The sequence below is a fragment of the Microcoleus sp. M2_D5 genome (assembly GCF_036701935.1).
Classification (GTDB): Bacteria; Cyanobacteriota; Cyanobacteriia; order Cyanobacteriales; family Microcoleaceae; genus Microcoleus.
The window spans coordinates 21,504-33,902 of the sequence record NZ_JAUBRP010000037.1 but is presented as its reverse complement, the minus strand read 5'-3'; the positions used below and the strand labels follow the sequence as shown (position 1 = coordinate 33,902).

The following is a 12,399-nucleotide window of genomic DNA, read 5'->3' as shown; positions in this document are numbered from 1 at the left end:
TTATCTCGCGCAAGTTAATGCTTTAATTCTTTAATCTAAAATCCAAAATCAAAAATCAAAAATCGATTGACTAAGGACTAATGACTAATGACTAATGACTCTTCTCTATTTTCCGTTGACAATCTGCGAGTAGCTTATCCTCAGCGGCGGGGACAATCCGGTTGGGCCGTTGACGGGGTTTCCCTGACGCTGAAACCGGGGGAAAAGCTCGGATTAGTTGGGGAGTCTGGGTGCGGTAAGTCAACTTTGGGAAGGGCGGCGATGCGGTTGCTGCCGGATTCAACGCTGATTGAGGGGCGAGTTAGTTTTGCTGGAGAGTCGGTGTTTGAGATGAATGCTTCGCGGCTGAGACAATTTCGGGGCGAAGCTGTAGCATTGATTTTTCAAGATCCGATGACTCGTCTCGATCCTTTGATGACTGTAGGAGAACATTGCATCGAGACTTTGCAAGCTCACAGACCGAATTTGGATCGCAAGCTTGCTAAGAAACGGGCGATCGACATTTTGGAAGCTGTGAAAATTCCCGCGTCTCGCTGGTCGCAATTTCCCCACGAATTTAGCGGCGGAATGCGGCAAAGAGTAGCAATTGCTTTGGCTCTTTTGCTCGATCCCAAATTAATTGTGGCGGACGAACCGACTACAAGTTTGGACGTAACTGTAGCTGCTCAGATTTTGCAGGAATTAACCAGACTTTGCGAGGAACGGGGAACGGCTATTTTGTTGATTTCTCACGATTTGGCGATGGTGGCTGAGTATTGCGATCGCATTGCGGTGATGTACGGCGGTAAAGTCGTAGAAACAGGGCCGGTGAAAAACGTTTTTGAACAGCCGCAGCACGAATATACTCGATCGCTCCTCAAAGCAGCTTTGCACATTCAGAAGGAAGAAGGAAGTTCGGCAACGGATTTTGTAGCGGATGTAACGGATGTAACGGATAGAAGGGAGAAGGAAAATTATCGGCTTAAGTCTCAGTCAAATTCGCCTCTTTTGACAGTAACGAATTTGCAGCAACACTACAGTTTAGAAAGCAATTTATTAGATCAGTTGTTTTCCAGGAATCGGCAGGTAATTAAAGCCGTAGACGGCGTTAGTTTAGAGCTAGAACGGGGAGAAATCCTAGGGCTGGTGGGGGAGTCAGGCTGCGGCAAAAGTACCTTGTCACGCACGATTTTGCAGCTAATTACCGCGACTGGCGGCAAAGTTGAATTTCAAGGAATAGATATAACTGCCCTGAGCCGCGATGCTGTGAGGAAGCACCGCCGCGAAATGCAAATGATTTTTCAAGACCCCCACGCTTGCCTGAATCCGATGATGACAGTCGGGCAAAGTATTGCTGACCCTTTATTTATTCACAAATTAGCTAATGCCAGCGAAGCTAAAAAACAAGTAATCCAAATGTTAGAGCGGGTGGGTTTAACTCCAGGGGAGGATTTCTTTCGCCGCTATCCGGGGGAATTGTCGGGAGGACAGCAGCAGCGAGTTTCTATAGCCCGCGCTTTAATTACTCGCCCGCAACTGATAATTTGCGACGAACCTGTGAGTATGCTGGATGCCAGCGTGCAGACTCAAGTTTTAGAGCTGATGTTGGAGTTGAAGCAGGAATTTAATTTGACTTATCTGTTTATTACGCACGATTTGTGGGTGGCGAGATTTTTTTGCGATCGTATTGCGGTAATGAATGCTGGAAAAATTGTTGAAATCGGTAAGACTAGGGATATTTTTACTAATCCGCAGCACCCTTACACTCAGCAGTTGTTGCAGGCTGCTCCTTTACTAGCCCGAACTAATTGATTTGGGATTTGGGATTTCGGATTTGGGATTTCGGAAATTTCGGGTTAAATTCGTTAAAGTTAAGGGATACTTTTCAAATCCTTCCACCGACACCAAGCACGATATGGCAGAATCTGACCTAGGCAGTTTTGCGGTGGCACCCGAAGCCTCATTCGCGATCGCAGAAGATGAAGACACCGAGATCGATCGTCCGGCGGTAACTCGATCGTCAGCATACAACAACTGGTCTGCCGACGATCCAGTGGGAGCTTTGTTCAAAGAAATGGCTCGGTATCCTCTACTGACAGCAGCCGAAGAAGTAGAGTTGGCGCGCCGCGTTCAAGAATTGGTAGCCCTGGATGAACAGGAACAGCGTTTGCAGCAGGAATTGGACAGAGTGCCGACAAAAGCTGAACTCGCAGCGGCTTTGGGGATAAGCGAAACTCAACTGCAACAGCTTCGCCACCAGTGTCAGTCGGCGAAACGGAAAATGATCAGCTCGAATTTGCGCTTGGTGGTTTCGATTGCCAAACGCTATCTCAATCGGGGCGTGCCTTTTCTCGATTTAATTCAGGAAGGAGCTTTAGGTTTAAATCGGGCCGCCGAAAAGTTCGATCCGGAGAAGGGTTACAAATTTTCTACCTATGCCTATTGGTGGATTCGCCAAGGAATTACCCGGACAATTGCCAATCAAGGGCGGACGATTCGCTTGCCTGTTCACATTGTCGAACAGTTAAATAAACTCAAAAAAGTTTATCGAGATTTGAGGCGTTCTCTTCAACGCAATCCAAATGAAACTGAACTTGCTAGAGAAATGGAAGTTAGTTGCGAACAGCTTCGCTACCTCCAGCAAGTACGCCGGCAATCTTTGTCTCTCAACCACCGCATCGGCTCAGAAGAAAGTTCCGAACTTTTGGATGTTCTCGAAGATAACGCGACGCAATCTCCCGAAGCTCAGATGAATGAGATGATGATGCGCCAGGATATTTTGGAGGTGTTGGACAGTATTTTGACTGAGCGGGAAAAAGAGATTGTTGCTATGCGTTACGGTTTGCTGACCGGCGAACCTTACACTTTAGAAGAGGTCAGCAGTTTGTTCAATTTGTCCCGCGAACGAGTCCGTCAAATTCAAAATAAGGCAATGCGAAAGCTGCGCCGCCCTCAAGTGACGGAAAGATTGAAGGGCTGGTTGAAATAAAGTAAAAAAAAGTGAGTTGGCATTTGGAAAAATTTTAAAATTATTGTGATGTGGCAGTCCGATGCCACCGTAAATATGCTGGTTTAATGTGGAAAAGCTTAGGAATGAGAATTAAATAAAATCCACTTTTCATGTTTCTTGTGGGATGGGCGTCCCGCCCATCCTTTCTGGACGGGCGGGACGCCCATCCCACAAGAAAAAAGGGAAATTATTTAATTGACGAGCCTTAATTAAATATTACAAATTAAAAATGTCTAGATGTGGTATTTTTAATAGTTGATTGTCGCGTACTGCTTACTTATTTATGTCTTCTGAGGTAATTTTGCGCCCCGCTACCCGCGCCGACGTGCCGGTGCTGTTTGATTTGATTAAAGCTTTAGCTGAGTACGAAAAATTATCTCATGCCGTTACTGGCAATGCCGTTGATTTGGAACATCATTTGTTTGGCTCACGACCTTTTGCTGAAGCGATTTTAGCCGAGTGCGAAAATCGAGTGGTGGGCTGGGCGCTATTTTTTTACAATTATTCTACTTTTTTGACTCAGCCGGGAATTTATTTAGAAGATTTGTTTGTGATCCCTGAGTTTCGAGGGCGGGGAATTGGCAAGTCTTTGATAGTTTATTTAGCGCAGTTGGCATTAGAAAAAGGCTGCGGGCGTTTGGAATGGAGTGTTTTGGATTGGAATGAATTGGCGATCGGATTTTACAAGGGTATCGGTGCTGATGTGATGCCCGACTGGCGGATTTGCCGGGTTGCGGGCGAGTCTTTGGCAACTTTGGCATCGAAGTAATTCAGGGCGGGCTAGAAGCCCAACCCCTACTCCCCACAAAAAATTCATCTGTTGTGGAACAGGCATCTTGCCTGTATGTGGAACAGGCATCTTGCCTGTATGTGGAACAGGCATCTTGCCTGTATGTGGAACAGGCATCTTGCCTGTGTGTGGAACAGGCATCTTGCCTGTGTGTGGAACAGTATGTGGAACAGGCATCTTGCCTGTATGTGGAACAGGCATCTTGCCTGTGTGTGGAACAGGCATCTTGCCTGTATGTGGAACAGGCATCTTGCCTGTTAACCTAAAATGCCGCACGCGAGTTAATTAATACCGACCTAATTAATGGACAAAAATATAGGAAAATTTAGATAATAGTTAAGTTAATTGGGAGAGTAGATCGTGATTATTTGGGTAAACGAGCAAATCGATCCGTCTGGTATTCTTTATTCTTGTATTGCTTGTTGCGATGAGACTCAAGCGAAGGATTGCCACGAATCTTTTGAGAAGAATTTGACGGCTGAGCAAAAACAGCAGGGCTGGGTTGCTACCTTGCGGACTGTTAGTTCTTGGGATGAGGTGCCTGTTAACGCTTTGAAATTGAATTGATGAGTACAAGTCATCAGCAGCTTTAGTATCGCCGTATTTCCCTTCGAGCAAAACGGCAGGAAAACGTTGCACGTATGTTCGGAAAAGGGAAGATAGCTCGATCGCACATTGGTCAAATTAACAGAGGTTTTGTGAAACTGAAGGCAAAAAGCTGCAAGCATTTTGGGCTGCCAGTCTGAGGATTGTGCCCGGGAAGGTGCGGGAATTTGGGCGGAAATTTTCTGGCTGGCACTGCTGCGAACACGCTAGGACGAAAAAGCGTGCAAGTGCGAGCCTTTTCGAGGGTTCCGCTAACAAAAATTCGCATTTTTTAAACGGATTTTAGCATTACTATTAATAGATAGAGGCATTTCCAATTGTCTAGTTAATTTTTTATGATTGAAACCTTATTTCACGCTTATACGCCTCTAGTTATCTGGACGGGCTTAGGACTGCTGCTATTTCGGTACATCCCAGTTGATTTTCCCAAGCTGCTGAGCCACTTTCTTTTCTGGATTGGGATACCGCTGCAAATTCTAGTTTTAGCCCGTCAGAGCGATTTTTCGGGTGCTGTGGGATTCACGCCGGCGATCGCCATATTCGTGTTATTTCTGAGTACGAGTTTTGCTTGGCTGACTTGGGTATTATTGCGCCGGCTGAGTGCGGCCCACATCCAAAAGCCCTATTTTCAGGGCAAGAATTCTCTAGTCAATTTATTTTTAGTAAATTTTAATTCCCTGAAGCGATCGAGCGAAGGGAGTTTTATCCTAGCGGCGATGTTAGGGAATACGGGCTTTGTTGGATTAGCAATCACCCCGTCTATCATCAGCACCGATAACAACAACTGGGCTGTCTTATACAGCGTCACTAACAATGTTATTGGAACTTATTGTTTCGGTGTATTTATTGCTAGCTATTTTGGGAACTCCGAGCAAAAAAATCACTGGTGGACTCAGATCCGGGACGTGCTGACAGTTCCCGCCCTGTGGGCATTTTTAATTGGTTTTTATACTAGAAACATCCCCCTGCCCGAAATAGTGGAATCGGGATTGCAGACGGCTGTTTGGGTGGTAATTGCCAGTGCTTTGCTGCTGGTTGGCATCCGGCTGAGGTCTATTAAGAAATGGGAAAGTTTTGAACTGGCCTTAATCCCGTCGCTGTTAAAAGTGGTAATTGTGCCGGTGCTAATCGGATTGGGTGCTAGTTATTTCGGATTGAGCGGCGATCCGAGGTTCGTGTTGGTGTTGATGTCGGGAACGCCCACAGCTCTTTCCGTGTTGATTTTAGCAGAAGTCTACGAGCTCGATCGCGATTTGTTAGCTAGCAGCATCGCCATCACTTCTGTCGGGTTGCTGTTGATGCTTCCGCTGTGGTTAGCTGGGTTTAGTTAATATTAGCTAAAGTTTCAAATCAGCTCGATCTAAAATTTCGTAGTACAATCAAACATAACTGCACGGAAAAGGCTATGAATGAGACAATAACTGCTACAGGTCTGCCTCCTGCATTCCCCGATCATACCCAACTGCCAGACGAAGACGGTACATTTGTGAAAAATTTTCAGGAGCATCCTCAGAGCATCATTCTGACAGATTCGATCGGGCCGGTTGTAGAGCGGCTGCATCCAGACGGACAATATGCGATCGGGCAAGATTGCGGCATTTACTGGCGAGAAACTGACCCGCCAGAGCGAGGTGCCGAAGCACCGGATTGGTTTTACGTGCCGAATGTACCCGCAACACTTGACGGTTTTCGCCGTTCTTATGTACTTTGGCGGGAACACATGGCTCCGTTCATTGCTTTAGAATTTGCTAGCGGTAATGGAGAGGAAGAGCGCGATCGTACTCCCTTGACTGTGGCCGCTGACGGTACCACCACTAAACCGGGTAAGTTTTGGGTGTACGAGAGAATTATCCGCATTCCTTACTACGGTATTTATGAAATGAGAACGGGCAATTTAGAAGTCTATCACCTGATAGATTTTGTGTATCGAAGGATGGAGCCAAACGAACGCGGTCACTATCCCATTCCTGTACTAGATGTAGAATTGGGACTGTGGCAGGGAAGCTATCAAAATCAAGAACTTCTTTGGCTGCGGTGGTGGGATTCCCAGGGGAATTTGCTGTTAACTGGCTCCGAACAAGTTGAAATTGAACGGGAAAGAGCCGAACAAGAACGGGAAAGAGCCGAACAAGCAGAGCGAAAAGTCACCCAGTTAGCCGATCGACTGCGAGCAATGGGAATCGATCCCGATGCTGAGGATTGATATCAAATTCCCCAAACTCTCTCTGTAGCGCGAGCATCCCGCACCAGATATTTTATAATCACAAAAAACCAAGCTGATGGAAACTAAACCACCTCTACCGCCCTTTACCTTGGAAACGGCTAAAGCCAAAGTTCAAGCTGCTGAAGATGCCTGGAATACCCGCGATCCCGAACGAGTAGCCTTAGCTTATACGGAAGATTCTCAGTGGCGAAACCGTGCCGAATTCTTCAGCGGACGGGAAGAAATCAAGGCTTTTTTAAGACGAAAATGGGCAAAGGAATTAGATTACCGTTTAAAGAAAGAACTGTGGAGTTTTACAGAGAATCGGATTTCTGTGCGATTTGAGTATGAGTGGCACGATGATTCTGGCTACTGGTATCGCGCCTATGGTAACGAACAGTGGGAATTTGCCGAAAATGGGTTAATGCGAAGACGTGAAGCTAGCATTAATGATGTTCCCATTCAAGAATCTGAACGGAAGTTTCGATAAGATTTATCTGTGAGTTGTTAGACGCATAAACCTATTTTTTTAGGAAAATATGCAGGTTGGTAAGCTGTCGCGCATTTAAGTTATATTTTCAGGGCGGGCGGGACACGCCACAAGACTGTATTTTTTTTTACAGACAATTTATATTATGTCCAATCGATTGACCGCGATTAAAAGCCGGGGCGGGTTTACAGATTTTCCCGTTTCTATTTAATATATTGGCGAACGCGCCCCTACAGGAATCATGGTTAATTGACCGGACATGATATTAAATGTCGCAACAGCTTAGTAAGGACTTTAGTCATGATTGACTAAACGCCAGAAAGACAAATAAAGTCCTCACTACGAACGAAAGGTTTGTAGTAAGGACTTGAGTCATGATTGAATAAACGCCAGAGAGAGGACTAAAATCCTCACTACGAAGGAAAGACGCCCAATTGCTCAACTCTACTCAATCGGTAAGCAAACTCGGAGAAGTCAGCACAAAGACATCCCTGGTTCCCACTCCTTCAGATTCCGGTTTAATCGGTGTAGTAAAGTGGAAAAACTCGTGGTCGTTAACTAACAGCAATTCTCCCGGATGCAGAATTTTATTAAAAACAGGCTTCTCTTTTTTAGCCAAGTACAAATGCGTTTCCCCGCCTACAATATTAGTTCTGTCAACTGAGAAAATCCCGATAAAATCAGTACCGTCTTGGTGAATGCCTTCCGGTGCGGGGTTGCCGAAATTGTTTGGCGAACAAGTCGTCCTGATTTGATGGATGCCGATTTCAGCTTCCGGGTGAATTTTGCAGGAATCGAAAAAAGCAAAAATCATCTGTTTGAAATTATCGAGGGCGATTAGCCGATCGTCCAATTCGGCAAATTCCCGCCGGATATCGCCCACTAGCGGATTGTATGTTTTGCTTTGATACAAATAGCCGTGAGGCAACTTAACTAACTCATTTCCGTTGACTGCAAACCGCGACAATCTTCTCGAACGATACTTACCTTTCACATACGGATCGACAGGCATATCGTCAAAAAATTCCTTGAAACCTTCTAGCTTAATCGAGTTTACTTTTTTGAAAGTAAACATGAAGGCATAATCCAAATGAATGGATTCTAATACGGTTTTCATAGATTTTACTCCCTGAAGCCTTGCTCCCCTCCCTAATTTGCCTGGAGGAGGTGTATGCTTCTACTCTAGCGCATGATTTTTGTATGTGTCGTAAAAGACACTACCAAAATTGCAAAGATATCGTAAAGCTTGCAAGATGAATCCGGGGCATTGTTCTTCTTGTAATCCAAAATCCCCAATCCCCAATCCAAAATCTAAAATCTAAAATCTAAAATCTAAAATCGATCGACTGCTTTCACCAGCGACTGACAGGCCCGCAGGAAAACGGCAACATCCACCCCAAGCGCGACGTACTGAACGCCAGCATCAATCCACTGCTGGGCGATTTCGGGGTTTTCGGCAAAAGTACCGGCGGCTTTGCCTGCTTTGCGGATGGTTTGCACTGCCTCCTGCATCATGTCGATGACTCGGGGATCGCGGACTTGGCCGGGAATGCCGATCGACTGTGACAGATCGTAAGGCCCTAGAAAAATCACGTCCACCTCTGGCACAGTCACAATTTCTGCCAGGTTGTCGATGCCGCCTTTGCCTTCGACATGAATCACAACTAAGGATTCTTCGTTGAGTTTGTCAGTGATATTTGTACCTGCGGCGGTGTAAAGTCCCGCCCGCGTAGCGAAGGAAAGACCTCGCGTGCCCAGAGGACTGTATTTAGCGCTTTTGACAGCGGTTTCGGCATCGATTTTGCTTTCAATTTGAGGTACTTGAACCCCTGCACTGCCGATGTCTAGAGCTCGTTGAATTTGCGGCCCGTCGTTTTTGCTGACGCGAACAATGGGTGCAATTCCGCTACAGTCGGCGGCGCGACACAAATCTTCAGCAGCAAGCGGGTGCAGGGGGCCGTGTTCCATGTCGATAACCGCAAAGTCGAATCCAGCGTGACCGCAGATTTCTATGAATGCGGGATAAGGGCAGTTCATAAATAAACCGACGACTGTTTCGCCTTGTTTAATTTTTTGTTTCAGTTGGTTTTGACGCATGGGTAATCCCGGAAAGTTGATTTTTTTTAGCCGCAGATGAAGCCAGATTGTTTTTAACAATACAGCTAAAATATTGTCGCGATCGATTACTTTATGTTAACAAAATAGACAAAAATTTTATAGCTGCTTTTGCTTCTATCTTAAAGGGAATCAAGCACAAAAGCCAGCCAAAAATAAACATTCCTAAAATTGGTAAAAATATGGCTCCCACGGATGGTTCGACTAACCAAGCAAATAAAGCAAAGATTCCTATACTGCCCGTTGTCCACAGCCAAAGAATCATAAATCCTAGAACTATTTTATGTAAACTCATCCGAATTTTTATATAACAACCGAACTTTTGAGGATGTATATCTCCTTCTATAATGGGAATAAATGAATTGCGACCGATGATGATGCGATTGATTTTGAATTTTTTGCCATAAATTGTTCCTTCATAGGGTTTGGCAGGTGGTGGACTAAAGGGTAGTGTTACTCTAAAAAGTTTGGGAGGACTGACAACTTCCTCCAACCGTGACATAACTTCCGAAAAAGTTAAACTGGTGGTAATTGTTAAACTCTCAAACGGAATCAAGGATCTAAAAAAATTGACAATTTTGAGCATGATGTAAATTCGGCTGTTCAATAGTTGTTGCGGGTATTAATGCCTCTTCTCTAAAAAAGTTTGCCCTGACAACAGCGCGAAATAACAGTATACTGCAAAATAAACATTTAGATGAGATGAGTGTTTTTCGCGCTATGTCAAAATTAATTCCACAATCTCCGATGAAACTTCGACAGTATCTATTTTTGCTCAAAGGTCGATCGATCCTTAGCCTCACCCTCGGTATAATTTCCGCGATGGGGAGCATTTCGCCAGTATTTGCCGCACCTCCCCGCAATCCGGACAATGCAGAAACTTGCGACATTCTAGTAGCAGGCGGCGGGCTCGCAGGTGCTGCTACCGCTTACGAAGGTTTGCTGGCGGGGCGCACAGTTTGCCTTACTGAAATTACTGACTGGGTAGGCGGTCAAATTTCCTCCCAGGGAACTTCCGCACTCGATGAAAGAGATACTCAGCGATCGCTCTTATTTTACCCCCGCGGCTACCTAGAATTGCGGCGGCGGATCGAGCAACATTACGGCCGGCTAAATCCCGGAGGCTGTTGGGTTAGCTATTCGTGTTTCATGCCCTACGACGGTCACAAAATTCTCTTTAACATCTTGCAGGATGCCGCTAGAAAAGGCAAAGGCACGCTGAAATGGTTTCCCAATACAGTTATTAAAGAACTAGCAATTACTCCGGCTGTGGCGGGGAATACGGTTGGGGGTCAACAAATTAAAAGTGCGATCGCCATTCAACACAAACCAGCCGCCAACACCGGGCCAATCAACACCGAAACTCTTTCTCAGACTATCGAAGATGCCTATCGCTACGAAAATTCTCCGCGCTTTAACAAAACTATTATTCGGTTTATTCCTAAAGCATCTGGAACCCCCCCTAACCCCCCCTTGCCAAGGGGGGGGAATTCCACCAGTTCCCCCCCTTTACAAGGGGGGAATTCCACCAGTTCCCCCCCTTTACAAGGGGGGAATTCCACCAGTTCCCCCCCTTTACAAGGGGGAAATTCCACCAGTTCCCCCCCTTTACAAGGGGGGAATTCCACCAGTTCCCCCCCTTTACAAGGGGGGGCTAGGGGGGGTGCTGATTGGTATGTTGTAGATGCCACTGAAACAGGAGAATTGATCGGACTTGCCGATGTTCCCTACCGCCTCGGAATTGACCCGCGTTCCCCTCTGGAACCTTCCTCCGCCAGCCCCACCGGCGACCCTTACTGCACTCAAGGTTTTACCTACACCTTTGCGATGGAGGCAACGAAGGAACCGCAGCAGCATCAAGTGCCGTCTTTTTATCAACAATACGCTCCTTACTACAGCTACGAATTGCAGAGATTGGCTAGCTTTCCTTTAGTTTTCAGCTACCGCCAAATCAGGAGTATGAGACCAGATGAAAAGCGACCTTCAGACCCGAAGCAATTCCCAATTTATCCTGGGGATATATCGATGCAAAACTGGACTTGGGGCAATGACTATCGTCCCGGCAATTCTCAAGATAATTTAATTTACACTCGCGAGCAGTTGTCAGCATCAGGTCAACTGCAACCGGGGGGATGGATGGGCGGTTTGCGAACGGAAACTTTGCGAAAAGGAGAGGAAAATGCCAAAGGATTTTTCTACTGGTTGGTAACAGGAACTACTGACTCGCAGCTAGGAGATGGAGTGAAAAAGCCTCATCCAAACAATCGTTTTTTGAGCGGGTTGGATTCGCCGATGGGGACGGTACACGGACTTTCTAAATATCCTTATATGCGGGAGGGTCGGCGCATTATTGGGCGGCCGAGTTTCAATCAGCCTCAAGGTTTTACGGTGTGGGAAGTTGATATGTCTCGCACTGACTTTACGGCTGATTTTTACCGCCAGAATTTGTCGGAGGAAGAGTATCGCAATTTGTGGTTGGCTGTGGGTGGTTTGAATGCGCCGGCTTTGGCTGTGGGAAGTCAATCTGTTGAGGATACAAAATCGCGATCGCGCGCTAGGATTTATCCTGATTCTGTGGGTATCGGTCATTACGCGATCGACTTTCACCCCTGCATGACCAACAGCCCGCCGGAAGCGCCGGGAAATACCGAACGCGAAGGCACTCGCAAAGGTCAAGGGCAAGCTTATCCGTTCCAAATCCCCCTGCGGGCAATGATTCCTCAAAAGATTGACAATATGTTAGTGGCGGGTAAAAGTATTGCTGTTAGCCACACAGCGGCCGCTGCTTATCGAGTGCATTCTTTTGAATGGTCTGCCGGTGCGGCGGCGGGAGTGACGGCTGCTTTTTCCCTAGAAAAGGGGATTCTACCTTATGAATTAGTGGACGAATTGCCGTCCCGCGAGTCGAACTTGGAAGTGTTGCAGTTGCGGTTGCAACAAAATAAGAATCCGATCGCCTTTCCGGGTACTTCTATTTTCAATAGTTCGTGGCAAAATTGGAAATAATCGCAGTTGGTAATCTGTAGGGCGGGATCTCCTGCCCGCCCCACAATAACATTCACTGTTTGTGGAACAGTGTGGAACAGGCTTTCGGGCCTGTTCGTGACACCCCACAATTAACTCGTTACCAAGAAGAGCCTGCTAGCCAGTATAAAATAACCCACAACTCATTATCTAATAAACAGCAATTTGTCATCTATCTTTCG

At 46.2% G+C, this 12,399-nt stretch carries 12 protein-coding genes; 9 read left to right on the top strand and 3 right to left on the bottom strand.

Going from position 1 to position 12,399, the window contains the following annotated elements; all coding sequences use genetic code 11:
- Nucleotides 1-87 precede the first annotated feature (87 nt).
- From QUA50_RS16795 to QUA50_RS16760, 8 genes are all read left to right on the top strand, one after another.
- The gene (locus tag QUA50_RS16795) at nucleotides 88-1,791 is read left to right on the top strand and encodes an ABC transporter ATP-binding protein (protein ID WP_333265170.1); all 1,704 of its coding nucleotides are present in this window, start codon (nucleotides 88-90) and stop codon (nucleotides 1,789-1,791) included.
- A gap of 103 nt (nucleotides 1,792-1,894) precedes the next feature.
- Entirely contained in the window at nucleotides 1,895-2,968 is a 1,074-nt protein-coding gene (locus QUA50_RS16790) for an RNA polymerase sigma factor, RpoD/SigA family (RefSeq protein ID WP_333265169.1), read from the top strand.
- A 304-nt stretch (nucleotides 2,969-3,272) separates the two neighbouring features.
- Nucleotides 3,273-3,758, top strand: a complete 486-nt coding sequence (locus QUA50_RS16785; RefSeq protein WP_333265168.1) for a GNAT family N-acetyltransferase — start codon at nucleotides 3,273-3,275, stop codon at nucleotides 3,756-3,758.
- A 53-nt stretch (nucleotides 3,759-3,811) separates the two neighbouring features.
- Entirely contained in the window at nucleotides 3,812-4,045 is a 234-nt protein-coding gene (locus QUA50_RS16780; RefSeq protein ID WP_333298771.1) for a hypothetical protein, read from the top strand.
- A gap of 94 nt (nucleotides 4,046-4,139) precedes the next feature.
- Nucleotides 4,140-4,346 (top strand): glycogen debranching protein, encoded by a 207-nt coding sequence (locus tag QUA50_RS16775; protein ID WP_333038077.1) that lies wholly within the window; start codon nucleotides 4,140-4,142, stop codon nucleotides 4,344-4,346.
- 374 nt (nucleotides 4,347-4,720) lie between these two features.
- A complete protein-coding gene (locus QUA50_RS16770) occupies nucleotides 4,721-5,716 on the top strand; it encodes an AEC family transporter (RefSeq protein ID WP_333265167.1) in 996 nt (331 codons plus the stop codon).
- Between the two features lie 74 nt (nucleotides 5,717-5,790).
- On the top strand, nucleotides 5,791-6,588 hold the full coding sequence (locus QUA50_RS16765; RefSeq protein ID WP_333265166.1) for a Uma2 family endonuclease: 798 nt from the start codon (nucleotides 5,791-5,793) through the stop codon (nucleotides 6,586-6,588).
- A 76-nt stretch (nucleotides 6,589-6,664) separates the two neighbouring features.
- On the top strand, nucleotides 6,665-7,078 hold the full coding sequence (locus tag QUA50_RS16760) for a nuclear transport factor 2 family protein (protein ID WP_333183336.1): 414 nt from the start codon (nucleotides 6,665-6,667) through the stop codon (nucleotides 7,076-7,078).
- 448 nt (nucleotides 7,079-7,526) lie between these two features.
- Here the strand turns inward: QUA50_RS16760 and QUA50_RS16755 are convergent, their stop codons facing one another.
- The 3 genes from QUA50_RS16755 to QUA50_RS16745 all read right to left on the bottom strand — a co-directional run bounded on the left by QUA50_RS16755 (nucleotide 7,527) and on the right by QUA50_RS16745 (nucleotide 9,800).
- Nucleotides 7,527-8,195, bottom strand: a complete 669-nt coding sequence (locus QUA50_RS16755; RefSeq protein ID WP_333139431.1) for a 2OG-Fe dioxygenase family protein — start codon at nucleotides 8,193-8,195, stop codon at nucleotides 7,527-7,529.
- 215 nt (nucleotides 8,196-8,410) lie between these two features.
- On the bottom strand, nucleotides 8,411-9,175 hold the full coding sequence (locus QUA50_RS16750; protein WP_333265165.1) for an aldolase/citrate lyase family protein: 765 nt from the start codon (nucleotides 9,173-9,175) through the stop codon (nucleotides 8,411-8,413).
- A gap of 91 nt (nucleotides 9,176-9,266) precedes the next feature.
- A complete protein-coding gene (locus tag QUA50_RS16745; RefSeq protein WP_333265164.1) occupies nucleotides 9,267-9,800 on the bottom strand; it encodes a hypothetical protein in 534 nt (177 codons plus the stop codon).
- Nucleotides 9,801-9,940: 140 nt separating this feature from the next.
- Here QUA50_RS16745 and QUA50_RS16740 point away from each other — a divergent pair, with 140 nt between their 5' ends.
- On the top strand, nucleotides 9,941-12,199 hold the full coding sequence (locus QUA50_RS16740; RefSeq protein ID WP_333265163.1) for an FAD-dependent oxidoreductase: 2,259 nt from the start codon (nucleotides 9,941-9,943) through the stop codon (nucleotides 12,197-12,199).
- Nucleotides 12,200-12,399: the final 200 nt, after the last annotated feature.